The sequence below is a fragment of the Gilliamella sp. Pra-s52 genome, assembly GCF_009795805.1.
Classification (GTDB): Bacteria; Pseudomonadota; Gammaproteobacteria; order Enterobacterales; family Orbaceae; genus Gilliamella.
Genome location: NZ_WTEY01000005.1, coordinates 122,452 through 147,569 on the forward strand (window position 1 = coordinate 122,452; position 25,118 = coordinate 147,569).

At 36.1% G+C, this 25,118-nt stretch carries 21 protein-coding genes and 1 CRISPR repeat array; of the genes, 16 read left to right on the forward strand and 5 right to left on the reverse strand.

The genetic code is table 11. The features are described 5' to 3' along the window. Positions 1 to 2: 2 nt before the first annotated feature. The 7 genes from carB to cas6f all read left to right on the forward strand — a co-directional run bounded on the left by carB (position 3) and on the right by cas6f (position 11,932). Positions 3 to 3,218, forward strand: a complete 3,216-nt coding sequence (carB, locus tag GQ594_RS05985) for a carbamoyl-phosphate synthase large subunit (RefSeq protein ID WP_160411728.1) — start codon at positions 3 to 5, stop codon at positions 3,216 to 3,218. 165 nt (positions 3,219 to 3,383) lie between these two features. Continuing rightward, entirely contained in the window at positions 3,384 to 4,337 is a 954-nt protein-coding gene (cas1f, locus tag GQ594_RS05990; RefSeq protein ID WP_160411727.1) for a type I-F CRISPR-associated endonuclease Cas1f, read from the forward strand. Next, a complete protein-coding gene (gene cas3f, locus GQ594_RS05995; protein ID WP_160411726.1) occupies positions 4,334 to 7,657 on the forward strand; it encodes a type I-F CRISPR-associated helicase Cas3f in 3,324 nt (1,107 codons plus the stop codon). The genes cas1f and cas3f overlap by 4 nt, the downstream gene beginning before the upstream one ends. A 342-nt stretch (positions 7,658 to 7,999) precedes the next feature. After that, positions 8,000 to 9,376, forward strand: coding sequence for a type I-F CRISPR-associated protein Csy1 (gene csy1, locus GQ594_RS06000; RefSeq protein ID WP_160411725.1), 1,377 nt, complete (start codon positions 8,000 to 8,002; stop codon positions 9,374 to 9,376). Beyond that, positions 9,376 to 10,299, forward strand: a complete 924-nt coding sequence (gene csy2, locus GQ594_RS06005) for a type I-F CRISPR-associated protein Csy2 (protein WP_160411724.1) — start codon at positions 9,376 to 9,378, stop codon at positions 10,297 to 10,299. The genes csy1 and csy2 overlap by 1 nt, the downstream gene beginning before the upstream one ends. Before the next feature lie 35 nt (positions 10,300 to 10,334). Further along, on the forward strand, positions 10,335 to 11,357 hold the full coding sequence (gene csy3 / locus GQ594_RS06010; RefSeq protein ID WP_160411723.1) for a type I-F CRISPR-associated protein Csy3: 1,023 nt from the start codon (positions 10,335 to 10,337) through the stop codon (positions 11,355 to 11,357). A gap of 5 nt (positions 11,358 to 11,362) precedes the next feature. Beyond that, entirely contained in the window at positions 11,363 to 11,932 is a 570-nt protein-coding gene (cas6f, locus tag GQ594_RS06015; RefSeq protein ID WP_160400700.1) for a type I-F CRISPR-associated endoribonuclease Cas6/Csy4, read from the forward strand. A 137-nt stretch (positions 11,933 to 12,069) separates the two neighbouring features. Next, positions 12,070 to 12,397: a CRISPR direct-repeat array (repeat unit 28 nt; unit sequence CTTCAATGCCGTGTAGGCAGTTTAGAAA). Positions 12,398 to 12,440: 43 nt separating this feature from the next. Here cas6f and flhA read toward each other — a convergent pair. The 5 genes from flhA to flgA all read right to left on the reverse strand — a co-directional run bounded on the left by flhA (position 12,441) and on the right by flgA (position 17,335). Next, positions 12,441 to 14,528, reverse strand: a complete 2,088-nt coding sequence (flhA, locus tag GQ594_RS06020) for a flagellar biosynthesis protein FlhA (RefSeq protein WP_160411722.1) — start codon at positions 14,526 to 14,528, stop codon at positions 12,441 to 12,443. Between the two features lie 17 nt (positions 14,529 to 14,545). Then, positions 14,546 to 15,673, reverse strand: coding sequence for a flagellar biosynthesis protein FlhB (gene flhB, locus GQ594_RS06025; protein ID WP_160411721.1), 1,128 nt, complete (start codon positions 15,671 to 15,673; stop codon positions 14,546 to 14,548). Between the two features lie 143 nt (positions 15,674 to 15,816). Beyond that, positions 15,817 to 16,251, reverse strand: a complete 435-nt coding sequence (locus tag GQ594_RS06030; protein ID WP_160400703.1) for a flagella synthesis protein FlgN — start codon at positions 16,249 to 16,251, stop codon at positions 15,817 to 15,819. A 33-nt stretch (positions 16,252 to 16,284) separates the two neighbouring features. Beyond that, positions 16,285 to 16,578 carry a flagellar biosynthesis anti-sigma factor FlgM gene (gene flgM / locus GQ594_RS06035; RefSeq protein ID WP_160400704.1) on the reverse strand — a complete coding sequence of 98 codons (294 nt, stop codon included), beginning with the start codon at positions 16,576 to 16,578 and terminating at the stop codon, positions 16,285 to 16,287. Between the two features lie 73 nt (positions 16,579 to 16,651). Beyond that, entirely contained in the window at positions 16,652 to 17,335 is a 684-nt protein-coding gene (gene flgA / locus GQ594_RS06040; RefSeq protein WP_160400705.1) for a flagellar basal body P-ring formation chaperone FlgA, read from the reverse strand. Between the two features lie 128 nt (positions 17,336 to 17,463). Here flgA and flgB point away from each other — a divergent pair, with 128 nt between their 5' ends. From flgB to flgJ, 9 genes are all read left to right on the forward strand, one after another. Continuing rightward, complete coding sequence (gene flgB, locus GQ594_RS06045) at positions 17,464 to 17,874, forward strand: flagellar basal body rod protein FlgB (RefSeq protein WP_160400706.1); 411 nt, start codon at positions 17,464 to 17,466, stop codon at positions 17,872 to 17,874. Positions 17,875 to 17,876: 2 nt separating this feature from the next. Continuing rightward, positions 17,877 to 18,287: a flagellar basal body rod protein FlgC gene (flgC, locus tag GQ594_RS06050; protein WP_160411720.1), complete on the forward strand. Its 411-nt coding sequence runs from the start codon at positions 17,877 to 17,879 to the stop codon at positions 18,285 to 18,287. Positions 18,288 to 18,300: 13 nt separating this feature from the next. Next, positions 18,301 to 19,038 carry a flagellar hook assembly protein FlgD gene (locus tag GQ594_RS06055; RefSeq protein ID WP_160411719.1) on the forward strand — a complete coding sequence of 246 codons (738 nt, stop codon included), beginning with the start codon at positions 18,301 to 18,303 and terminating at the stop codon, positions 19,036 to 19,038. Between the two features lie 15 nt (positions 19,039 to 19,053). Continuing rightward, complete coding sequence (gene flgE, locus GQ594_RS06060; protein ID WP_160411718.1) at positions 19,054 to 20,265, forward strand: flagellar hook protein FlgE; 1,212 nt, start codon at positions 19,054 to 19,056, stop codon at positions 20,263 to 20,265. A 14-nt stretch (positions 20,266 to 20,279) separates the two neighbouring features. Beyond that, on the forward strand, positions 20,280 to 21,038 hold the full coding sequence (locus GQ594_RS06065; protein ID WP_160400710.1) for a flagellar basal body rod protein FlgF: 759 nt from the start codon (positions 20,280 to 20,282) through the stop codon (positions 21,036 to 21,038). Between the two features lie 29 nt (positions 21,039 to 21,067). Further along, a complete protein-coding gene (gene flgG, locus GQ594_RS06070) occupies positions 21,068 to 21,850 on the forward strand; it encodes a flagellar basal-body rod protein FlgG (protein WP_160400711.1) in 783 nt (260 codons plus the stop codon). 10 nt (positions 21,851 to 21,860) lie between these two features. Continuing rightward, positions 21,861 to 22,550, forward strand: a complete 690-nt coding sequence (locus GQ594_RS06075; protein ID WP_160411717.1) for a flagellar basal body L-ring protein FlgH — start codon at positions 21,861 to 21,863, stop codon at positions 22,548 to 22,550. 11 nt (positions 22,551 to 22,561) lie between these two features. Next, on the forward strand, positions 22,562 to 23,671 hold the full coding sequence (locus tag GQ594_RS06080; RefSeq protein WP_160400713.1) for a flagellar basal body P-ring protein FlgI: 1,110 nt from the start codon (positions 22,562 to 22,564) through the stop codon (positions 23,669 to 23,671). A 65-nt stretch (positions 23,672 to 23,736) separates the two neighbouring features. Next, positions 23,737 to 24,759, forward strand: a complete 1,023-nt coding sequence (flgJ, locus tag GQ594_RS06085) for a flagellar assembly peptidoglycan hydrolase FlgJ (RefSeq protein WP_160411716.1) — start codon at positions 23,737 to 23,739, stop codon at positions 24,757 to 24,759. Positions 24,760 to 25,118: the final 359 nt, after the last annotated feature.

Sequence of the window (25,118 nt, forward strand, 5' to 3'; positions counted from 1 at the left end):
TTATGGCTAAGCGAACAGATATAAAAAGTATACTAATTATTGGCGCAGGCCCAATTGTTATTGGTCAAGCATGTGAATTTGATTACTCAGGCGCACAAGCTTGTAAAGCCCTGCGTGAAGAAGGTTACAGGGTTATTTTAGTCAATTCAAATCCAGCAACTATCATGACTGATCCTGAAATGGCTGATGCTACTTATATTGAACCGATTCACTGGACAAGTGTTCGCAAGATTATTGAACAAGAAAGACCTGATGCTATTTTACCGACTATGGGCGGGCAAACAGCACTAAATTGCGCCTTAGAGCTTGAAAAACAAGGCGTATTGAAAGAATTTAATGTTGAAATGATTGGTGCAAAAGCTGATGCTATTGATAAAGCTGAAGATCGCAAACGCTTTGATGAAGCGATGAAAAAAATCGGACTAGATACCGCACGATCAGGTATTGCACATTCACTTAAAGAGGCTTATTCCGTACTTGAACAAGTTGGTTTTCCCTGCATTATTCGTCCGTCATTTACTATGGGCGGAACTGGTGGCGGTATTGCCTATAACACTGAAGAATTTGACGAAATTTGTACTCGCGGACTTGATCTCTCGCCAACTAATGAGTTACTGATTGATGAATCGTTGATTGGTTGGAAAGAATATGAAATGGAAGTAGTGCGTGATAAAAATGATAACTGCATTATTGTTTGCTCCATTGAAAACTTTGACCCAATGGGAATTCATACTGGCGATTCAATTACGGTGGCTCCAGCACAAACTTTGACGGATAAAGAATACCAAATTATGCGTAACGCTTCAATTGCGGTTCTGCGTGAAATAGGTGTTGAAACTGGTGGCTCCAATGTGCAATTCTCAGTCGATCCTAAAACAGGGCGTTTGATCGTCATTGAAATGAATCCACGGGTATCACGCTCATCAGCCTTAGCTTCGAAAGCAACAGGATTCCCAATTGCTAAGATCGCAGCTAAGTTGGCGGTTGGTTATACACTTGACGAATTATCTAACGATATCACAGGGGGGAAAACACCCGCTTCATTTGAACCATCAATCGATTATGTTGTAACCAAAATTCCACGCTTTAATTTTGAAAAGTTTGCTGGTTGTAACGACCGTTTAACCACACAAATGAAATCGGTTGGCGAAGTCATGGCAATTGGGCGAACTTTCCAAGAGTCATTACAAAAAGCCTTACGAGGGCTTGAGGTTGGTGCTTCAGGATTTGATCCTAAAGTTGATGATTATACCGATGAAAAAAATATTGCTAAAATTCGCTATGAACTGCAGGAAGCGGGAGCCGATCGCATTTGGTATATTGCTGATGCTTTTAGGGCGGGATTGAGTTTAGATGAGATATTTACATTAACTAATATAGATCGTTGGTTTTTAGTGCAAATTGAAGAATTAGTTATCATCGAAAATAAATTAAAACAGCAATTATTTGTTGATCTTGATAAAGAATCGCTGTGGCAATTAAAACGAAAAGGATTTTCAGATATTCGTATTGCAACACTTCTAAATGTTAAAGAACAAGCAGTACGTGATTTACGTCATCAATATCAAATTCACCCTGTTTATAAACGTGTTGATACCTGTGCGGCTGAATTTGCAACAGATACCGCTTATCTTTATTCAACCTATGAGCAAGAGTGTGAAGCTAATCCTCAATTTAGTCGTAAAAAAATTATGATCCTTGGTGGTGGTCCTAATCGGATTGGGCAAGGTATTGAGTTTGATTATTGCTGTGTACATGCGGCATTGGCACTGCGCGAGGATGGTTATGAGACCATTATGGTTAACTGTAATCCAGAAACGGTTTCAACCGATTACGATACTTCTGACCGCCTCTATTTTGAGCCAGTTACGCTTGAAGATGTGCTTGAAATTGCACATGTTGAAAAACCAGATGGTGTTGTTGTGCAATACGGTGGGCAAACACCGCTAAAACTGGCTCGTGCGCTTGAAGCTGCTGGGCTACCAATTATTGGTACCTCACCTGATGCTATAGATAAAGCCGAAGATCGTAAACGCTTTCAAGAAGTCGTCGATAAACTGGAATTAAAACAACCTGTCAACGCCACAGTGACCGATATTAACGAGGCTGTCATTGAAGCAGAAAAAATAGGTTACCCATTAGTGGTTAGACCTTCTTATGTATTAGGTGGTCGAGCAATGGAAATTGTCTATAATGAACAAGATTTAAGGCGTTATTTTAAAACAGCGGTAAGCGAATCAAATAATGCACCAGTCTTACTTGATCACTTTTTAGATGATGCAATTGAAGTTGATATTGATGTCATTGCTGATGGTGAGCAAATCCTGATTGGTGGCATTATGGAACATATTGAACAAGCAGGCATTCACTCTGGTGATTCTGCTTGCTCACTACCAACCCACACCTTAACTGCAGATATTTTAGACAAACTACGACAACAAGCCAAACAATTAGCACTTGAACTCAATGTAAAAGGTTTAATGAATGGGCAATTTGCGGTGAAAGATAATCAAATTTATTTGATCGAAATCAATCCTCGTGCAGCTCGCACTGTACCTTTTGTCTCAAAAGCAACGGGTTTACCTCTGGCGAAAATAGCGGCTCGCGTGATGACGGGGCAATCACTTGCCAAGCAAAATGTGACTAAAGAGGTGATTCCTCCTTATTATTCGGTAAAAGAAGTTGTATTACCGTTTAATAAATTCAGTGGCGTCGACCCAATCTTAGGTCCTGAAATGCGCTCAACGGGGGAAGTCATGGGAATCGGTAAAACCTTTGCAGAAGCCTTTGCTAAAGCACAACTTGGTAGTTTATCGAATATGAAAAAATCAGGAAAAGCATTATTATCGGTTCGCGATCAGGATAAAACAAGGCTGTTAGAGGTAGCTAAACGATTAATTAATCATGGGTTTAGTATTGATGCAACTATTGGTACGGCAAAGGTATTACAACAAGCAAATATACCATGCCAAATTGTAAAAAAAGAAAATGAAGGGCGACCAAATATCCATGACCATATAAAAAATGGCGAATATAGCTATATTCTTAATACCACTTCTGGACGAGCAGCTATTGAAGCGTCAAAAGTATTACGTCGAAGTGCCATTCAATATAAGGTACATTACGATACCACGATGAATGCTGCTTATGCTACAACTGCAGCGCTAAATCACGATCCGGCACAAACTGTAACACCATTACAGCAACTTTATTGCTAATCACAAAGATAAAGACGAGCGATGCTCGTCTTTAAAAATTCCATCCACAATATAATAACTTAGAAATCAGGCAATTGTTCTTAATAAACAATAAAATGCTCGTTTTTGATACAGAATAATGTTAATTTATTTGCTATATTTCAATCAATTTAATTAGTTATTATCATGGATATGATTCATTCTTCTGATCTAAAAACGATCATACATTCCAAGCGTGCCAATATTTATTATTTAGAGCATTGCCGTGTTTTGGTTAATGGTGGGCGAGTTGAGTATGTTACTGAGCAAGGTCAACAATCGTTATATTGGAATATCCCAATAGCTAATACTACCTGTATTTTATTGGGCACGGGAACATCATTAACGCAAGCGGCTGTGCGAGAGCTTTCACGGGCAGGTGTCATGATTGGCTTTTGTGGAGGAGGCGGAACGCCTCTATTTTCATCAACCGAATCTGAATTCGCTTGTCAATTTTTTTCGCCACAAAGTGAATATCGCCCGACAGAATATCTACAAAGCTGGTGTCAATTTTGGTTTGATGATGAACGTCGATTACAAGCAGCTAAATTATTGCAACAAACAAGGCTTAATATTATTAGTGAGTGTTGGCCGCAATTTGATTGGGATGTTGATAAAACGCAGTTAACGCATATTCTTACTGATGCAACACAACAATTTACCGATGTTGATAATAGCCAAGCACTTTTAGCCGCAGAAGGGCGAATTAGCAAACGTCTTTATGGTATGGCGAATCAATTAACTTTACAAGATGACAAATTTAAACGGGAACAAGGCACTCGAGGCAAGAGTCATGATCCTGCTAATCAATTTTTAGATCATGGTAACTATTTAGCCTATGGACTTGGCGCAACGGCTTGTTGGGTGTTAGGTCTCCCTCATGGGCTTGCTATTTTACACGGAAAAACTCGCCGAGGAGGATTAGTTTTTGATGCGGCAGATATTATTAAAGATGGCATTGTATTACCTCAGGCCTTTTTATCAGCAAAACAAGGCGATAGTGAAAAAGAATTTCGTATGGCATGTATTGCGCAATTTGCTCAATTAGGTGCACTTGATAGGATTATTGATACTTTAAAACAGATAGCAGATCAAATATGAATATTTTACTTGTTAGTCAATGCAAAAAAAACGCCTTAACAGAAACAAGGCGGATTATCGATCAGTTCGCTGAGCGCTGCGGTGAACGAACATGGCAAAGCCCAATGACCGAAGCAGGGCTACAAACGCTCTATAAATTATTACGCAAAACCGCACGAAAAAATACTGCTGTTGCATGTTATTGGACACATGGTAAAAATTTAACTGATCTTTTGTGGATTGTGGGCGATCGTAGTCAGTTTAATCAAGAGGGACGAGTCCCAACTAATCGTACTAAACGTAATATTTTACGTAGTGACAGCGAAAATTGTTGGCAATATGCAGCCACTATTCAATTAATTACAACCATAGCGGCACTACTTCATGATTTAGGTAAAGCAACGATTGGTTTTCAATCTAAATTACGAGCAGAAACGGTTGTGGCGGCTGATCCTTACCGACATGAATGGATTTCGTTACAATTATTTTTATTAATGATTCAAGACTGCACCACGAATGAAGCCTTATTTGATCGATTAGCGCATTTTGCTCAATATCAACAACAGCATCCTAATTGGTACCAGCAGCTTACCAAAGTCGACAAAAATGATCTCACGCAGTTACCATTATTGGCACAATGGATTGCGTGGCTCATTGTGTCGCATCATCGAATGCCGTTTTTATCGGATTCATTAACCAGTGATATTAAAAATGCACAAAAGGTAGATTTTGATATATCTGGTTTAACTGTCCGAAGTTTTTATAAAACATTTAAGGCAATTGATAAATGGGTTAAAAATAGTCATAGTCAACACACTTCACCCAACGATTTTTGGCAGCTTAAAAGCGATATTACCTTAAGCCAGCTTTGGCTGAAAAAACTAAGCCGTTATGCAACCAAAGCCCTAAATCATGTTCCTTTAATGCAATTGTCTAATATTGATGGGTTTTTATTGCATATTTCGCGTTTAAGCTTAATGGTAGCTGATCACAACTACTCAAGTTTAACTTTAGCAAATGAAGAAGCCGAAAAAAATCAGGCAATCTTAATTGCTAATACCAATTACCTGAAAAAAGCGAAGCAACGTTTAGATGATCATTTAATCGGTGTAGCTAATTTTTCAGCCCGCTTTGCTCGTTTATTACCTAAAATAACCAAGGAATTACCCGCAATTAATCAACATAAACCCTTTACTAAACGAACAACTATAAAACGATTCCAATGGCAAAATCATGCTTTTGATTTAGCAAAAAGTTATCAACAACAATCTGATGAATGTGGCTTTTTTGGTGTTAACATGGCATCGACTGGCTGTGGTAAAACCTTAGCCAATGGGCGGATTATGTATGCGCTTTCAAATCCAAAACGGGGCGTGCGTTTTACCATTGCATTGGGATTGCGTGTTTTAACGTTGCAAACAGGTAAAGCATTAAGAGAAAGATTACACTTAAGTGATGAACATCTGGCGATTTTAGTGGGTGGGCGAGCCACAAAAACCTTGTTTGAACTGAGTAGTGAAGACATTGAACAAAACGATTCTCAAAAAAAATCAGAAAACCAAGGTAGTGAATCTATCGAATCGTTACTTGATGAATATATTGATGTAGCAGAAAGTGGTATTGCTGATTGTGAATTAGGTACTATTATCGAAGACAGTAAAGCACGGCAATTACTTTATGCGCCTATTGTGACATGTACAATTGACCATATTATTCAAGCTAGCGAATGTATCCGAGGCGGTAAATATATTGCACCAACGTTAAGATTATTAACCTCAGATTTGATTTTAGATGAACCTGATGATTTTGATCAACACGACTTGCCAGCGCTGGCGCGTTTAGTCCATTTAGCTGGATTGTTTGGTAGCAAAGTACTACTGTCATCGGCGACCTTAACACCAGATTTAATTGCTGGATTATTTGATGCTTACCAAGCAGGGCGAAAAATTTGGAATCAAAATAACCAATATGCCAATAATGCCATTGTATGTGGTTGGTTTGATGAATATGAACAGTCGATATCACAAATTGCTGATACTAAAACGTTTAGCGATCATCATCAACAATTTGTAGCAATGCGCATTCATCAATTAGCACAAAGCGCAGTTCGTCGCCAAGGGCATATCTTAGATCTACTAAATTACCAAGAAAATAAAACAGAAAACCAAAAAATTAATTATGGTGTGCTAGCTAAACAATTATTAGATCAAGCTTATCAATTTCACCAAGATCATCATCAAATTGATAAAAAATCACAAAAAAAGGTAAGTATCGGTTTAATGCGTTTTGCCCATACAGAAGATGTTATTTCACTTACCGAACAAATTTACGAACAAAAGAAGTTACCTAGTGATACTGCTTTTCATATCGTGGTTTATCATGCTCGACAACTGCTGTTATTGCGTAGCCAATTAGAAGAAAAACTTGATAGAATTTTAAATCGCAGTGATGAACAGGCTCTATTTAGCCAACCAGAAATTCGCCAATCTATAAAAGGTAGTAAAAAAGAAAATCATATCTTTATTGTGATTGGCACACCCGTCACCGAAGTCGGGCGTGATCACGATTATGATTGGGCGATTGTCGAACCATCATCCATGCGATCTATTATTCAGTTAGTTGGACGCGTTTGGCGTCACCGGCCACAAAAAATTGCACAAAAGGCCAATGTGGCCATATTAGGCTCGAATTTAAAAGCAATTGAATCTAAGTATCGTACGGATAAAGCCTGTTTTACTAAACCAGGGTTTGAAGAAGAGCCATTATTCTTGCTGAAAACCCATAAAACCCATGAACTGATTCCTGAGCATCAGTTAGTAAATATTGATGCGGTTCCACGTATTAAGTCCTGCCCAGAAGATGGGCTGACTCTCGCCGAATTAGAACATAAGGTCATGGCAGATCTCTTTGCGATTAATGCCCGTAAAAGTAATTACGTGACCAGCTATTGGCAACAAGGCTTAGCTCATCACCATTGTGTGCATTTACAGGCGATTTCGCCATTTAGAGGAAATGATAAGACACAAGATGAATATATTTGCCAACTCGACGACGATGGCGATTATCAATTTAGCTATGCAGATATCGCATGGCAAACACCAGATGAGCGCTGCGAAGATACACAAAATAGTATAATTGAATATAAAAACTGGTCATTTGATAATCCTAATATCCAACCTTGGCTAATTAATAATGTCGAGCAAGCCATAGCAAAAATAACCGAATATTTCCCAAATAAAACGCCATATCGCTTAGCAAATGAATTTTGTAGCGTAAGCTTATATCGCAATTGCAGTTGGTGTTTTCATCCTTATTTAGGATTTTATAAAAAGAAAGGATAAAAGAATATCAGTTTTTATACTGAAACACATAGTTACCTGAAACTTTTTGACAAAATATCGTCAGGTGAATAATGGTTGCTAGTAAAAGGTAGGGAATTCTTTTATACTTGATGACACTGCTGTGTAAGCAGTTTAGAAAATATTATGATTGTTTATTAATTTTACCGCTGTATAAGTGGTTTTTTTATTTTAATGAAAATAAATCCATATTCTGATTATTTATTGACAATGTTTTTATGTAAATATATATTTAAGATTCAATGCATCATAAAACTTATCTAAAGGCTTATATTGTTATATTTGAGACCTTTAATTTCATATATAAAAACATGAGGAGGGTAAATGGATAATATTTCTCGAAAAGATATTAGAAAATCTATAGAACATATACTTGCAAAATTTAATAGCAAGGAATATGGGGAGTTATTATCAAAATTAGAAAAAGCAAAATTATCAGAAGATATTAATTTAATAGTTGAATACGAATTGCAAATAAAAGAGCTAAGTAAAAATTTTGAATTTGATGTTTGGATGGAGAACTTTATTAATGAAAAGGTAAAAGGCACATCAGTTGTTACGCATTCAGGAAAAGGTGCTCATACAGCAATTAAACATTGTAATATTAACTATATTTTGCAAACTAAACCTAAATTTCAACATTATATATCATCGGCAACACAACGAAATTTATCTTTTGATTGTACAAATAATGCGGCTAGAATAACTAGTGTTTTTAATTTCCTTAATCAAACAGTCAAAGATAATATTACTTTATTTCAGCTAATTGTAGAGGATCATCCTGAAATATTAAATGCGTTATCTGATGATAATCAAAAAGCCACCAAATATTTGGATTCTCTAAAAAAAGCGCTCTCAAATGATTTTGAAAACCTTAAATCTTCTGATTTGAATAAGCAAATTTTTTGGCCTAATAGTGAGGACAGTTATTTATCACAACAAGAAAATAATTATCGTTTATTAATGCCATTGTATCCTAATTCCCTTTGTTATGCAGTTTTTCAAAAGATTCAAACAAGAAATTCGGAAGAAAATAAAAAATCTCGTATACAACGATCAAATAAAGATATAGAACATAATTCGTATTTTTCTTTTAATGAGTTAGCTGTACTAAAATTAGGTGGTACGAAGCCTCTAAATGTAGGACAACTTAATCAACTCCAAAATGGAAGAAACTTTCTTTTACCTTCAATGCCACCTAAATTTGAAAAATCCCAGTTTCCATCAATAGGAAAACAACAAGAAACGATTTTTAATCATTCTCTACAATACTTTTGTCGATTTGGTTTTAAATTATTATTTGATATGGTTAAAGCTCCAAAAAATATTGTAGAAGAACGAGATAATCGTAAAGATGCGTTTGATTCGATTTTAAAAGGACTGTTTCAATTTGCTAGACATATTCAGATGACGATGCCTGCAGGTTGGAGCCGTGAATTTTCACTCAAGATGGCACAAAAACTTTGGCTTGATCCAAAACGTGCAAGATTAGAAGATGAAGAGGAATTTAAACAGAAATATGAACAGGGTAATTGGCTGGTTGATTTAGAAGATCAATTTGCTTTTTGGATTCAAACGATTTTAAAAAATAAATTTGACAATATTAAAGAACAATTTTCTGATCCTGAATATAGGGAATGGATTCGTGAATTTAAAAAAGCTGTAAAAGTGAGTCAGCTTAAAAAGCAAGGAGTATTTTAATGGCTTCATTACGTTATTATTTATTATTTGACCATATTCAAATTCATGATGCTAATGCAGTATCTAGCCCATTAACATACGGTTTTCCTGCTATTTCGGGATTTTTAGGAGCAATTCATGCTTTAAGTCGAAAAATTGAATCCGTTGATCCTATTTTTTTGGATGGAGTTTTAATTACATGTCATGACTATAATCTACAAGCTTATCGTCAAAAAGTGTTTTCTGATTATAAATTTTGCCTAAAACGTAATCCGCTGGCAAAAAATGGTGATGTTCGTCCAATTATTGAAGAAGGGCGTGTTCATCTTGATGTTTCGTTATTGGTTGAAGTAAAAGTTGAATATCGCGAAACGTTGAATGATGATGATGAAAAGCAAGCATTCATCAATCAAATGAAGAAAAAGCTTTTCCAGCAACGTATAGCGGGTGGGCATGTTGTTGATATTGAGTCGGTAGAACTATATTCTGCTTCAGATTCTAAAGATAATTTAATTTATGCATTATTACCAGGTTATGTATTAGTTGAATCGCCAAAGGATCTCCTTGATATCACAACTGAATTACAGCAGCAAGATCCTAATGCTACCGCTCTTGACGCATTAATTGAAACATCAAAGTTACACCATCATCCTGAAGGAAAAAATCACTGGTATTCAACTTCAGTAAAACAAGGTCGAGGCTGGCTTGTACCTATTCCGCTTGGATATCAAGCTATTTCTCCGTTATTTTCAGCCGGTAAGGTTGAACATGCGCGCAGTAATGAGCATGCTACGCAATTTGTGGAGTGTATTTATGGGCTCGGTAAATGGGTCTTTCCTTTACGCTTGAAAGAGAATTTATCACAGGCTTTTTGGCGTTATAACTGCAGTGAATTGCAATCTAATGATGCAGAAATTTATATTATCAATCAAGAAACCAATTAAGTAAATTTAGAAAATTATAGAATAAGGAATACATTATGAGTAAAGATAAAATCACCACCGCCAGCGTACTTGCTTTTGAACGTAGTTTTGATATTTCTGATGCGATTTTTGCACAGCAAGATAATGCAGATGACAATAAATTATCTCCTGTTATAGTCACTGAAAAATCAGTCCGAGGCACTATTTCAAATCGTCTTAAAAATGCAGTTACAAACGATCCAACCAAATTAGATGCTGAAATACAAAAGCCAAATTTACAAACAGTTGATGTCGCTGCGTTAGATGCCGATAAAGATACTTTGGTCGTTACATGGAGCTGTAAAGTGTTGCCATTTTTAGGTAAACCATCAGTATGTAATAATATCGAATATCAAAAAGAACTAGAAAAAACAACGCAGGGTTACATTCAAACGCAAGGAATGATAGCGCTAGCTAAGCGTTATGCCATTAATATCTTAAATGGTCGTTGGTTATGGCGTAATCGTATGGCGGCAGAGCAAATTAGTATTTCGATTATTCGTAAAGATGCTGAAAAACCAATCATCCAAGTCAGCGATGTTAAACAATACCAGCTTAATTCATTTGATTATGATGATAAATCGGTAAATGATCTTGCTAAACTGATTGAAGCAGGATTATCCGGTAAAGAGTTTGTGATTTTTAACGTTGAAGCCAAACTGAAAATGGGCTTAGGGCAAGAGGTGTATCCTTCACAGGAGCTCATTATGGATGAAGATAAAGCTAAAAATGAGAATAAAAGTAAAATTTTATATAAAAAAAATGACCAAGCTGCCATGCATTCACAAAAAATCAGTAATGCAATTCGAACTATCGATACTTGGTATGACGATAATGCTCAATTTCCAATAGCGATAGAACCGTATGGCTCGGTGACATCAATGGGGCATGCTTTTCGCCAACCAAAACAGAAATCAGATTTTTATACCCTGTTTGATAATTGGGTTTTAAAAGGTGAAAAACCATTGCTTGAGCAACAACATTATGTGATTGCGGTATTAATTCGTGGTGGTGTCTTTGGTGCTAGTGGCAAGGAGTAAATAATATGCACTCACACTATTTAGAGTTGCGAGCTATTTCGCAAATTGAGATAACCGAGGTGGACGTGATGAATCAAGTCATGCAGTCACTGCACCAAATTTTAGTTAATCACCAAGGAAATATCGCAATTAGTTTTCCTTGTTACCATTTGCACCGAACATTAGGCGGAGTGATTCGCCTATTTGGTACCGAGCAGGAATTACAAAAACTTAAAGCAGATATACAGCAAAAATCATCGATTAGTGATTATGCTTTATTGATGGCTATCACAACAGTACCGACGACGATAAAAGGCCATTTACGTTTTAGTCGTGTTAATCCTAAAGGTCAGAGTGCGTTAAGACGTGCTGAAAAAAGATTAACAGCACAAGGCAAATGGACGCCTGAAGTGAAAAATAAAATGGTTGAAAAGTGGGGAAGTGTTCATTTGCAATACCCACATCTCCATTTGAATAGTAAAAGTACAGGTCAAAGATTCATTTTGTGGTTAAAGCAAGAAAAATGCCCAGAGCCTGTGCAAGGCACATTTAATAGCTATGGACTAAGCCAAAACGCAACAGTTCCTGATTTTTAAATCATTAACCCTTTTTTTGAGGATGATTTTAACATATTGATTATTATTAATATTAAAATAGACTCAAAAAAAGGGTAAAAATTGGGAAAAGTGCAGTATGCTCTTTTACAATAAGGCATTATTGAAATAAAATTCTACTTCAATGCCGTGTAGGCAGTTTAGAAAATTTGTCAGCGATTGTTCTTAGCGACTTAAGCCTTCAATGCCGTGTAGGCAGTTTAGAAATTTAAGTGCTCTTAAGAACTCTGACATTTCAGCTTCAATGCCGTGTAGGCAGTTTAGAAAATTCGGGTAACTATCCCTATGCCGTCCCCCTCCTTCAATGCCGTGTAGGCAGTTTAGAAAGATGGTGATAGGGCAACCACTAAAATTACATTCTTCAATGCCGTGTAGGCAGTTTAGAAAAGCATAAGCCGCGCGAATTTCAGCATCTGTTACTTCAATGCCGCGTAGGCAGTGTAGAAAATTATTTGAAAACTTTCGGACTGAATTTTAACCATTATCATAACTATTCTGCCCCAATTTGCGTACTCACTTTTATTTCTCGATTATCAGTAATTTCTAAATTTGACAATACCGCTAATTGAGGAAAATTAGGTCTTAAAAATTGTGAAAGCATTGGTCTTAATGTATGGTTTACTAATAATACTGGTGGTGCACCAATTGCCTCTTGTTGATTAAGCGCTTTTTGCAGTTGCTCAATAATATGTTCAGCAAGCCCTGGTTCAAAATTGCTAGTATTTTGGAGAGCTTGTAATAATAAACGTTCTAAATTAATATTTAACCCTATTACATTGATTGGTGCTGTACCGGGGAACCATTGCTGAGTAATTACCCTACCTAATGCGATTCTTACCATACTAAGTAATTGATAAGTGTCACTTTGGGTTGGTGCATGCTCGCAGATTGTTTCAATGATAGTTCGCATATCTCGAATTGAAACCTTTTCTGCGATCAAGTTTTGCAGTATTTTATGAAAAGTAGTTAATGTTACAATACCCGGAATAAAATCTTCCACTAATTTGGGGATATCTTGTTTTATTTTGTCGAGTAGTTCTTGCGTTTCCAATCGACCCAATAAATCACTAGCAAACTGTTGTAATAAGTGATTAAAGTGAGTAGCAATCATAGTACTAGTGTCAACAACGGTATACCCTAATATTTGCGCATTTTCCTTATTGCTTTCATCTATCCAAACCGCAGGCAGTCCAAAAGCTGGTTCGGTTGTTGCAATACCTTCAATGGTTTCTGTCACATTACCGGGATTTATAGCTAACCATTTATTATTAACAATTTCCCCACTGCCGATTTCGCCACCTTTTATAAATATCTTGTATTGATAAGGCGCTAATGAAAGGTTATCTCTTATATGTACCTGTGGGGGTAAAAAGCCCAGTGTTTGCGCGAATTTCTTGCGTAAACTACGAATTCTTCCTAATAATTCCCCATTTTGATTTTGATCAACCATGGGAATTAAGCCATATCCTACTTCCATTGCTAAAATATCTTCAATATTTACATCAGACCATGTTGCTTCAATATTAGCAGGCGCAGTTGCTTGTGTTTCTTTGATTTTATTTGTTGCCTTGGGTTCTGTTTTTTTCTGTTTTGTTAACCACCAAGCGATAAGTGATAAAAAAGTGGTAAAGAGTAAAAAAACGATATTTGGCATTCCGGGTATTAATCCAAGTAAGCCAATTACTACTGCAGTTAAAATTAATACCTGAGGATTATTAAAAAGTTGGTTGAGCATTTGATTGCTGATGTTATCTTGTGATGTAACACGAGTAACAATAACTCCAGCTGCGGTTGAAATAATTAATGATGGTATTTGTGCAACTAATCCATCACCAATAGTCAGCAATACATAGGTCTTACTTGCATCAGAAAGGGCCATACCATGTTGCATAACACCTACTAATAAACCACCTATAATGGTAATTGCCATAATAAGTAAGCCTGCAATAGCATCACCTCGTACAAATTTACTGGCACCATCCATTGAACCATAAAAATCTGCTTCTTGGGTCACTTCAGCTCGGCGCAACTTGGCCTCATCCTCACCAATTAGACCAGCATTAAGGTCGGCATCGATTGCCATTTGTTTTCCTGGCATACCATCTAATGCAAAACGTGCACCAACCTCGGCTATTCTACCTGCCCCTTTGGTGATAACCATAAAGTTAATAATGACCAGAATAATAAATACCACAATACCAATAGCAAAATTACCACCAACCAAAAAGTGTCCAAAAGCCTCAATAACTCGCCCCGCAGCAGCACTACCTGTATGTCCTTTCAATAACACTACTCGGGTTGAAGCGACATTTAACGATAACCGTAATAAAGTAGCAAAAAGTAAGACTGTTGGAAAAGCAGCAAAATCAAGCACCCTTTTAGTAAAAAGCGCTACTATTAAAATAATAATGGATAAAGCGATATTAAACGTAAAAAACAGATCTAAAATAAATGCAGGCAGAGGTAATACCATCATTGAAAGAATCAATAAAATTAGCAGCGGACCTGCTAAAATTTGATAATGACCATTTTTTAATGTATTGGTCGATAATAAATTAAGAAGTTTAGATTTAATCATAAGGTGTATAAGTGCCTTTATTTATTTACAGATAATGACTCTGGTATAGGTAAATTATTTGGTTTTGCTGGTTTATCACCACCATATTTATGCCACTGCTTTAATTGATATACCCAAGCTAATATTTGTGCAACAGCAGCATATAGTTCGGTTGGAATCGTTTCACCTATTTCACCGTGACGATATAAAGCTCGTGCAAGTGGAGGTGCTTCTAATTGGGGAATGTTATGTTCACTAGCAATTTCTTTAATGCGTAGCGCAATTTTATCTGTACCTTTTGCCAATAACTTTGGGGCCATCATTGTTTTTTCATCATATTGCAGAGCAACCGCATAATGGGTTGGGTTTGTGACAATGACATTTGCTTTCGGCACATCTTTCATCATTCGGCGTCTTGCCATTGCTTGTTGCATTTGACGAATTCGCCCTTTGATTTGCGGATTACCTTCTTGCTCTTTAAATTCATCCTTGATTTCTTGTTTTGACATCTTTAATTTTTTTAAATTACTCCAAATTTGATAAAAGATATCAAAACCCACCATCGGTATTAAAGCGATAACACTAAGAATCCCACAAAGAATAATTAACTGTGTTGATTTCGTTAATGCATTATTTAAATACATATTAGGTAACGATAACATGTCATAAAAATGATGCATTAAAAACAGCGTTGAAGCCATAGTAATTAGTATTACTTTAAGCACACTCTTTAACAATTCAGAAAAAATTTTAGTACTAAATAATCTGCCAAATCCTGATATTGGATTGAGTTTTTTAAAATTAGGTTTGATTGATTGCAAGCTAAATAACAGACCACCAACACAAAGTGGCGCAAATATAGCAATAATAACTAAACCTAAAAAAATTGGTACAACTGCCCAAAAACCATGGATTAATAAGTTAACTAAATTAAAGACAATTAACCTATCATCGGTTTTATACGAAACCTTGATTGCAGTTTTTATAATTGTGATTAATTGGTTAACTAAATGTGATCCCATTACCCAAAATAAAGAAATACCTATTAGCAATATTAACAAAGAGGTTAATTCTCGAGATCTAGGGATCTGCCCCTTTTCTCTAGCCTTTTTTATTTTGCTATCGGTAGGTTGTTCACTTTTATCTAGATCACTATCGTCAGCCATGATGACATTAAATAAAACTTTATAGTTTGTTTAACAGTTACAATGCTAACAGTATGAACTAATTACTCACAAGTTATTGGCTGAATAAGAGGGTATTTTTGGTGCTATTTATCGCCTTTACCATCAAAAATATCTATTTCCTACTAAGCTTTAGCGCGTTTTGACGAAATGACATCGGATTGTTGGTAGCCGTTTTTGGTATACACAACTGGATTATTTATACCTTTAAGATAATTAATTGATTGCTGTGTTACTTTCATGCGGTTTTGAATAATTAATCCGTTATCACGATTTATCTTTGATAATAATGCTGTTGTATCAGTGATTGATAACCAATGAGCTGCGATTGTTGAGTTTTCTTCATAAGGGGGGTGAATGTTAAATTGTTTGCTTAACAATATGCGGTTCTCATCCAGTAATTTTAATTGAATTAATAGCTGACTTTTTTGATTAATAATTTCATTTAACTGAGTTGTTAAGCTATTTTCAATTAATATTTGTTGCTCTGTTTGCAGGATTTCTGAAAGCATTTGTAACATTTCTGTTATTTTGTTAAGAGTGTTATTGAGTTCTTGCATTTTTATATTCCTATCATTGTGATTTATTTATTTTTAAATATTTTTTAATAATTGTTCAATTAACTTATCTGCAATTTTATGTGTATCAATAACCCATGAACCATTAGTAATAGCTTGTTTTATTTGTTCAATTTTTTCTACATCGATATCCTTATCGGTTGAATGTAGAAGATCCATTGAATGTTGAGTTATGCTTACGTTGGTACTCACATTGACACAATTTTTTGCTTGTACAGATGCTGTTTCATTTTTTTGTTGCTCATTGACGACATCATTTTTAAGTAGCCCTGATATGGTTGTAACGGATTTTGTTGCATCTATACTCATAAAATACCTTTAATCAAATTGAAGATTTAAGTGTTTAGTTTTATTATCGGCAATAATAAAAAAATCATTAATATTATTTGTTGAAAATGATTACTCCTTGTTGAGTAAGTGTTCCTTCGACAATCTTATTAGAATTTAGTTTGACTCTAATTTTCTCATTTAATACGGCATTACTAAGCGTTTTACCGCTTGTTGACACTTCGTAACCTTCTCCATAAATTATCACTTTAATTATTTGTCCTGCTTTTACTAGCCAACTATTTTGAAGCATTGTTGTTTTTATTGGCTCGTCCTGATTGATATGACGCAAAGCGATACGATTAAGTACATCAACTTCATTTAAAATAACCGAAGAAGGTAATTTATCTAGCCGACCTGATTGTATACGAATATGATCTTTGCTGATTACTGCTCCCGCATTTATTGACTGTTTAGCAACAATATAGTTACCTACAACAGCAACATGCATTTGGATAAATGTTTTCTTATTATCACATTGAGCACTAATAGTTATGTTGCCCCATAATTTTTTTTTATCTAATAGTGAAAGTATTGGTGTATCGCAATCCAATTTAGGTTTAGATGAAAGATAAGTAATTACAATCTCATCAGTTTTATGGTTAATCTGTTGAAATAGTAAATTATTAATCTGTTTATCAAGTGAATTAGCTAAAACCGTACTCGAACTAAATAGTATAAAAATAGCGAATGTTAATTTTGCAATTTTAATCATATTTACTTGTTTTAAATTATTCATAAACTGATTTTACTTTATCATTGTATTAAATGAATCTTGAAATAAGGGCAATTTTTACCGTTATTTCTTCAATGACTTTTTTTTGATTCGCTTAAAATTCTCACCATCAAAAAAAGTGAGACAATTTTATGTTGGATAAATTAGATACTTTTGTTAATTTTCATCAGCAAGCATTAAATATACGAGAAAAAAGACAAAACATATTAGCTACAAATATCGCAAACAGCGATACGCCTAACTATCAGGCTAGAGATATTGATTTTAATGCTGAGTTAACTAAGGCACTTAACAACCAGAGCCATATTAATCATTTCAACCTAAATACAACCTCAAATAATCATATCCGAGGAGCGGTATCAATTAAGCCTAATCAAAATGTGCTTTATCGAATTCCTTATCAGGCATCAGCCGATGGTAATACTGTCGAAATGGATCAAGAGCGCACTGCTTTTATTGATAATAGTATTCACTACCAAAGCAATTTAACGTTTTTAGGTGAACAGTTTAAAAATATTATGTCAGTATTACAAAAAGGATAATAATGATGAGCTTTTCTATTTTTGCAATATCTGGGTCAGCATTAATGGCGCAAACCCAACGAATGAATGTTAGCGCTAGTAATTTAGCCAATGCTGATAGTGTAACAAGTACATCCGGTAAGGCTTACCGTGCCAAGCAAGTCGTTTTTCAAGTAGATAATCAAGGTTTCCCTAATAATAGTATTGCAGGGGTTAAAGTGTCGCAGGTTATTGATGACCCAACACCAATGAATTTAGTTTATGAACCTAATCACCCTTTAGCTGACTCAAAAGGCTATATTCAAAAACCAAACGTAGATGCAGTTGCAGAAATGGTTAATACCATTTCTGCATCACGCAGTTATCAAGCAAATATTGAAGTCATTAATACAGCAAAAACGTTAATGCTAAAAACACTGACATTAGGACAATAATAAGGAGTTACTGATGGGAGTATCGAATGTACTGGTTTCAGAATCTTCAGGAGTAAAAAGTCCTCAAACAAAGCAAAAAAACACGTCTGACGGTAATTCTAGTAAAGAGTTACAAGATAATTTCTTAACGTTATTGATTGCACAAATGAAAAACCAAGATCCAACAAACCCAATGGATAATAGTCAGTTAACCTCACAACTTGCTCAGATTAATACGTTAGCAGGAATCGAAAGACTTAACACCACATTAGGCATGGTTTCGGGGCAAATTGACGATAGCTTATCGGTTAATGCTAGCAATATGATTGGTAAAGGCGTTATGGTACCTGGCAATAAAATTTTAGTAGCAACCCCGGATCCTAATGGTATCAATACGTTTGATACTACCAAACCAGATAAAGAAACTATCACAACGCCTTTTGGTTTTGAATTGATGCGTGATGCAGATTCAGTGGTTATTACCATCCAAGATGAAAAGGGGAATGTGGTTCGTGAAGTCGATTTAGGTGCGATTCCTGCTGGGGTCAGCTCTTTTACTTGGGATGGCATGTTAAATGATGGAACAATTGCACCTGATGGGAGTTATACCTTTTCAGTCAATGCCACTAATGATGGGCAAAAAGTATCCTCTACATCGTTATCTTATTCAGTCGTGTATGGCGTGATTAACAGTAAAGTTAACAATAAAGTATTACTCGATTTAGGTATTCTTGGTTCTATTAGTATTGACGAAGTTCGTCAAATTCTTTAAAGGAGATGAAGTTCTATGGGGTTTTCTCAAGCAGTAAGCGGCATGAATGCTGCATCAAAACAATTAGATGTTATTGGCAATAACATCGCCAATTCGGCAACCGTCGGCTTTAAAAGTGCAAGCATCTCATTTGCTGATATTTATGCAGGTTCAAAAGTGGGAATGGGCGTAAAAGTCGCTAGTGTCATGCAAAATTTTAATGATGGCACAGCAACAACGACCAATAACAGCTTAGATGTTGCGATTTCAGGAAATGGCTTTTTTCGCTTAGTCGATAGTAATGGTCAAATTTACTATACCCGTAATGGGCAATTTCAATTGGATGCAGAACGAAATATTGTGTCTACTGATGGCTTACAACTGACTGGGTATCTTGCAACAGGAACTCCGCCTCAAGTACAGCAAGGTGCAGCACCAGGACCATTAAAAATTTCGCAAGAAATGTTAAATGCATCGGCTACCACAAAAGCTTCTTTGCAAACTAATTTAAATTCAAATAGCAAGGTGCCAACAAAACAACCTGTTAACGCACTTGATGCTGATACGTTCAATTATTCTACAACTATTACTACTTATGATTCTTTGGGTAATCAACGTAATGTTCAGCTTTTTTATGTAAAAACAGCCGATAATCAATGGGATGTTCACTATCTTGATAGTAGCGATCCTAATGCAACCTTACAACGAATTGGGCAAATGGAGTTTGATTCTTCTGGTAAATTAATTAGTGATCCTGAAATGACTATTAATATTAATGGTTTAAATGGTTCGGCGGATAATACCTTTACGCTATCGTTAGCGAATAGTTCTCAGCAAAATATGGGCAAAGAAGTCGGCAGCATTAAAACACCAATAGTTGATGGTTACGCACCAGGTGATTTAGTTGGTTATAGTATTAATGATGATGGTTCGATTTATGGTGTTTATTCAAATCAGCAAACAATGTTATTAGGTCAAATTGCTATGGCTGATTTTGCTAATGTTAACGGCTTAGAATCAGCAGGTAACAATAACTGGCGATCAACAATTAACTCTGGTACCGAAGTTTTAGGCGCAGCAAGTTCTGGTACATTTGGTTCACTAACTAGTGGTGCGATTGAATCATCTAATGTTGATATGAGTCAAGAATTAGTGAATATGATCGTTGCTCAGCGTAATTATCAATCTAATTCACAGACTATTAAAACACAGGATCAGATTCTAAACACGTTAGTTAATTTACGCTAATTGAAAGGTTATTTATGGATCGTGTAATTTATACAGCAATGTCGGCAGCAAGCCAAACGCTTCATCAACAGGCAATCACTAGCCATAACCTAGCCAATGTCTCTACAACAGGGTTTCGGGCTCAGTTAACAGCAATGAAAGCTGTGCCTATTGTTGGGAGTCAAACGATGCCGACACGAACTATGGTTACAGCCACAACGCCAATGTTTGATTCAGCAATGGGTGAATTTAATTACACAGGCAGAAATTTAGATGTTGCTTTAGCCCAAGACCACTGGTTAGCCATACAACTTCCTGATGGTAGTGAAGCTTATACGCGTAATGGTGCTATTCAAATTGACCAAAATGGCACACTGAATATTCAAGGATACCCTTTAGTTGGTGATAATGGTGTTTTAACCGTGCCACAACAATCGCAAGTGAGTATAAGCAGTGATGGAACGCTTTCTGCATTGGGTGCAGGTAATAAACCAACCACCATTGCCCAAGCAGGTAAAATCAAAAAAGTGCATCTTGAACGTCATGAAGTTGTTCGTGGTGATGATGGTTTTTTTCAACTTACTGACGAAGCTCGCAACCAACGTGGCGCGGTATTGCAAGATAACCCAAAAGCAAAACTCATGTCAGGGGTATTAGAAGGTAGTAATGTCAATCCTGTTTCAACAATGGTTGATTTGATTAGCCATTCTCGACATTTTGAAATGCAGATGAAAGAAATCATGACGGCTGATGAAAATGCACAAAAAGCGAATCAAATTTTATCGCTAACTTAGATTTATCAATATATTAAGTAGGAAGAAAAATGATCAAATCATTATGGATTGCTAAAACCGGCTTAACGGCACAACAAATGAATATGGATATTATCTCTAATAATTTGGCCAATGTTAGTACCAGTGGTTTTAAAAGACAAAGAGCCGTATTTGAAGATTTATTATATCAAACTGTTCGCCAACCAGGGGCTCAATCTTCAGAGCAAACAACGTTACCATCAGGTTTACAAATTGGTACTGGTGTTCGCCCTGTTGCAACAGAGCGTTTACATAGCCAAGGAAATTTAGAAGCAACTGATAATAGCAGTGATATTGCGATTAATGGTCAGGGCTTTTTTCAGGTTTTATTACCGGATGGAACACAAGCTTATACTCGTAATGGTTCGTTTCAAGTTAACCAAAATGGTCAATTAGTTACGGCTGCAGGCTATGAAATTCAGCCCACCATTACGATTCCTTCTAATGCAACAAAAATGACTGTTGCCCGTGACGGCGTAGTAAATGTGACGTTAGCTAATCAATCAACACAGGTCCAAGTTGGTCAATTAACGTTACACACATTCATGAATGATGCAGGACTTGAAAGCATTGGTGAAAACCTGTATTTAGAAACCGAAAGTTCGGGAACATCGACCGAAAATACCCCAGGATTAAATGGTGCAGGGTTGCTATATCAGGGCTATACAGAAACCTCTAATGTCAACGTTGCTGAAGAACTGGTTAATATGATTCAAGTCCAACGCGCTTACGAAATTAATAGTAAAGCCATTTCGGCATCTGATCAAATGTTACAGCGTTTAAATCAGTTATAAGCATGAGTCTATGATAAACAAAATAAGATATCTTTATATTCTAATTGCTTTCTTTTTATTTGGCTGTGCACAGTTGCCTAAAAAAGCATTAGTTGAAGGCGAAACTAGCATAGTGCCGCAAATGCCCGAAATTGTGAACACCAGTGGTTCGATTTACCAAGCTACTCAACCTAGTAGCTTTGGTTATCAGCCTATGTTTGAAGATCGTCGCCCTCGTCATGTAGGGGATGTGTTAACAATTGTTTTGCAAGAAAACGTGAGCGCCAGTAAAAGTTCATCTATTAATGCGGGGCGTAATGGCTCAGTAAATTTAGGGGTAAAAAAAATCCCCACTTTTTTAGATGGATTAGTTGGTCGAGGCAAAGCCGAAACAGATCTTTCTGGAAGCAATGACTTTAAAGGTTCTGGTGGCGCTAATGCCAAAAATACATTTAGCGGTACTATCACAGTTACCGTTCAAGATGTCATGATTAATGGTAATTTAAAAGTAATTGGTGAAAAACAGATTGCGATTAATCAAGGCACCGAATTTATCCGTTTTTCGGGGGTGGTTAACCCAAGAACCATAAGTGGTAATAACACCGTTATATCAACACAAGTTGCCGATGCTCGCATTGAATATGTTGGCAATGGCTATATTGATGAAGCACAAACAATGGGCTGGTTACAGCGTCTATTTTTAAATCTTTCCCCATTTTAACGAGTCTGATTATGATAAAAAAACTGCGTTCCTTTTTTAGTGTTATCTTTATGATGATATTGGTCATACCGAATGGACATGCTGAACGTATACGTGATCTAGTCACTATTCAAGGTGTAAGAGAAAACGCTTTAGTTGGCTATGGTATTGTTGTTGGGCTTGATGGAACAGGCGATCAAACATCACAAACCCCCTTTACCATTCAAAGCATCACTAATATGTTATCTCAACTAGGTATTACCGTGCCGTCAGGAAGCAATATGCAACTGAAAAATGTTGCAGCGGTAATGGTGACAGCCAAATTACCCTCTTATTCACGAGTTGGACAAAAAATTGATGTTGTCGTATCTTCACTCGGTAATGCCAAAAGTTTACGAGGTGGCACATTAATCATGACGCCATTAAAAGGCGCTGATAATCAAGTTTATGCTATTGCTCAAGGTAACCTTTTTGTTGGTGGAATGGGCGCAAGCAATAAAGGAAGTAGTGTTAGTATTAACCAAATGGCAGGGGCTTCGATTCCTAATGGCGCAACAATTGAACGCGAGTTAGAAATCAACCTAAATGAACAAAATATTATCCATTTACACCTTAACGAATTTGATTTTACCCGAGCGTTAAAAATTTCGGACGCAATTAACAGACTACAAAAAAATATCGCTGTCGCATTAGATGGCACAACAATCGCTTTGCAAATGCCAGAAGAAAATACTGCAAAAGTAAAGCTATTATCACAAATACAAAACCTTGAAATAGCCGCAACGCCTATATCGGCAAAAGTTGTAATCAATACTCGAACTGGTGTTGTTGTGATGAACCAAAAAGTTAGATTAGATAATTGTGCTGTGGCGCACGGTAATTTGTCGGTGGTTATTAATCGTAAACTCAATGTTAGCCAACCCAATACTCCACTTGCTGGCGGCGCGACAGTTGTCACACCTGAAAATCAAATCAGTGTAGAACAAGAAGGGGGGGCACTACACAACCTAGCATCAGGTGCAGACTTAAATCATGTAATTAATTCACTCAATGTGCTCGGCGCTAATCCGACCGAATTAATGTCGATACTAGAAGCACTAAAAACAGCAGGTTGCTTACATGCAGCTTTAGAAACAATTTAACTTATTTGTCATTACATGGCTCATGAGTAATATAAATTAGGCATGATAAAAAAAGAAAATACAGTATGAATAATAAAATAAGTCAATCTTTAAATCATTTTGCTTATGATTTTTCTGGGCTTAATCAATTAAAACGCAGTGTTGCAAATGGTTCGGCAGGAAGTATTAGGCAAGTTGCTGAGCAGTTTGAAACGCTATTTATCAATATGATGATGCAGTCAATGCGCAAAGCCGTACCAGAAAGTGGTTTATTTAATCATTCCGCTACACAACTGTTTACTTCAATGTTTGATCAGCAAATTGCACAGCAAGCGGCAGGTAAAGGCTTTGGACTGGCTGACATTATTACTAAACAATTAAGTCATCATGCATCGCCATCAACAAAAGTAAATTTACAATCAAATACCAATAATGCCCCGCAAAATCTTCGGTTAGCGCAGTCTTTATTTAGTGATGTATCATCTAATATATCACCTCAGGCATTAGGGCAAATGCTTTATCGCCAACACAAGGCAAATCAGACAACAAACTCAACCAACGAATTATCGTTAAAAACACCCATAAAAGATGGAAAAGACGAACATATTGTTAAATTTGTAACCGAATGGCTTGAACCTGCCAAGCAGGCTGCAAAACGTTCAGGTATTCCTTATGAGGTTATTATTGCGCAAGCGGCTTTAGAAACAGGCTGGGGACAAAAGCAAATAAAAACAGAGAATAATCAATCAAGCTACAATTATTTTGGCATTAAAGCAACATCATCATGGCAGGGACGCTCAACGAGATTAACTACCCAAGAATACATTAATAATAATATGGTAAAAATCCAAGACCAATTTAAGGTCTATAATAGCAAACAACATGCGCTTACCGATTATATTAATTTATTAACAAATAGTCCCCGTTATCGTGCAGTAGTTAATGCGCCAGACGCCAGAACAGCAGCTAAAGCACTACAAGCGGCACATTATGCTACTGATCCAAATTACAGCGACAAATTGATTAAAATCATTGGACGTATTGAACAAATAGCCCAAAATAGTTCACCCACAAAGGTATCGGGGTTTAGGCAAATTGCGTTTAATTGAGAATAGGAATACTTGATTTAAATACAATACACAATATGTTTTTATTTAAACGGCGAGTGACTAAACCATACTAGAAAATCACTAAATTTCACAAAATGGTTTTAAACAGCACCGCCGCCATGTCACTTATAAAAACCATATCACTTATAAAAAAAATCTTTGTTACACCAAAACGCTAAAAAACAGATATCATAACAGTGATAAAAATCGTTCAGGAAAGCTATTGATTTTATTAAAGTTTTTATTTTACTGTTTTTTCAGGAAAACATATCTTACTCGTTTGCTTCTGATGCCTAATTAGACAAAGCTTATCATTACGGTCTATAAAGCAAGCTGCCGTCACCTTCCTAGATTGATAA

Bases quoted from the DNA above. Each gene is read 5' to 3' on its own strand.
- carB (WP_160411728.1), top strand. From the start codon at position 3: ATGGCTAAGCGAACAGATATAAAAAGTATACTAATTATTGGCGCAGGC.
- cas1f (WP_160411727.1), top strand. From the start codon at position 3,384: ATGGATATGATTCATTCTTCTGATCTAAAAACGATCATACATTCCAAG.
- cas3f (WP_160411726.1), top strand. From the start codon at position 4,334: ATGAATATTTTACTTGTTAGTCAATGCAAAAAAAACGCCTTAACAGAA.
- csy1 (WP_160411725.1), top strand. From the start codon at position 8,000: ATGGATAATATTTCTCGAAAAGATATTAGAAAATCTATAGAACATATA.
- csy2 (WP_160411724.1), top strand. From the start codon at position 9,376: ATGGCTTCATTACGTTATTATTTATTATTTGACCATATTCAAATTCAT.
- csy3 (WP_160411723.1), top strand. From the start codon at position 10,335: ATGAGTAAAGATAAAATCACCACCGCCAGCGTACTTGCTTTTGAACGT.
- cas6f (WP_160400700.1), top strand. From the start codon at position 11,363: ATGCACTCACACTATTTAGAGTTGCGAGCTATTTCGCAAATTGAGATA.
- flhA (WP_160411722.1), bottom strand. From the start codon at position 14,528: ATGATTAAATCTAAACTTCTTAATTTATTATCGACCAATACATTAAAA.
- flhB (WP_160411721.1), bottom strand. From the start codon at position 15,673: ATGGCTGACGATAGTGATCTAGATAAAAGTGAACAACCTACCGATAGC.
- GQ594_RS06030 (WP_160400703.1), bottom strand. From the start codon at position 16,251: ATGCAAGAACTCAATAACACTCTTAACAAAATAACAGAAATGTTACAA.
- flgM (WP_160400704.1), bottom strand. From the start codon at position 16,578: ATGAGTATAGATGCAACAAAATCCGTTACAACCATATCAGGGCTACTT.
- flgA (WP_160400705.1), bottom strand. From the start codon at position 17,335: ATGAATAATTTAAAACAAGTAAATATGATTAAAATTGCAAAATTAACA.
- flgB (WP_160400706.1), top strand. From the start codon at position 17,464: ATGTTGGATAAATTAGATACTTTTGTTAATTTTCATCAGCAAGCATTA.
- flgC (WP_160411720.1), top strand. From the start codon at position 17,877: ATGATGAGCTTTTCTATTTTTGCAATATCTGGGTCAGCATTAATGGCG.
- GQ594_RS06055 (WP_160411719.1), top strand. From the start codon at position 18,301: ATGGGAGTATCGAATGTACTGGTTTCAGAATCTTCAGGAGTAAAAAGT.
- flgE (WP_160411718.1), top strand. From the start codon at position 19,054: ATGGGGTTTTCTCAAGCAGTAAGCGGCATGAATGCTGCATCAAAACAA.
- GQ594_RS06065 (WP_160400710.1), top strand. From the start codon at position 20,280: ATGGATCGTGTAATTTATACAGCAATGTCGGCAGCAAGCCAAACGCTT.
- flgG (WP_160400711.1), top strand. From the start codon at position 21,068: ATGATCAAATCATTATGGATTGCTAAAACCGGCTTAACGGCACAACAA.
- GQ594_RS06075 (WP_160411717.1), top strand. From the start codon at position 21,861: ATGATAAACAAAATAAGATATCTTTATATTCTAATTGCTTTCTTTTTA.
- GQ594_RS06080 (WP_160400713.1), top strand. From the start codon at position 22,562: ATGATAAAAAAACTGCGTTCCTTTTTTAGTGTTATCTTTATGATGATA.
- flgJ (WP_160411716.1), top strand. From the start codon at position 23,737: ATGAATAATAAAATAAGTCAATCTTTAAATCATTTTGCTTATGATTTT.